This window comes from Pseudomonas sp. FSL R10-0056 (genome assembly GCF_009600105.1).
Classification (GTDB): Bacteria; Pseudomonadota; Gammaproteobacteria; order Pseudomonadales; family Pseudomonadaceae; genus Aquipseudomonas; species Aquipseudomonas bubulae.
In genome coordinates, this window is sequence record NZ_WIWL01000107.1 from 1 (window position 1) to 344 (window position 344).

Below are 344 nucleotides of genomic sequence, written 5' to 3' on the forward strand. Positions count from 1 at the left end.
GTTCCATTTGCCTTTGCTGGCAATCAGCGCCGTGGCCTGGGCCAACTGCAAAGGGGTGGACTGCATATAGCCTTGGCCGATCCCCAAAATCAGGGTTTCACCCGGGAACCAGGCCTGCGACGGGTTGCACGCTTCCACTCGCGGGACGGCATCAACCCGGCCGACTCTTCGAACATGTCGAGGGAGACTTTTTGACCGATGCCGAACTGATTCATGTAGGTCGACAAACGGTCGATGCCCAACTTGTGGGCCAGGTCATAGAAGTAGGTGTCGTTGGAGCGCATGATCGCGCTGTCCAGATCGACAAAGCCATCACCGCTGCGGTTCCAGTTACGGTACTTGTG

Annotated in this window: 1 pseudogene; it reads right to left on the reverse strand. The window is 57.6% G+C overall.

The features are described from left to right. A pseudogene (locus GHO42_RS05055) lies at positions 1-344 on the reverse strand (penicillin-binding transpeptidase domain-containing protein); the annotation flags it as partial.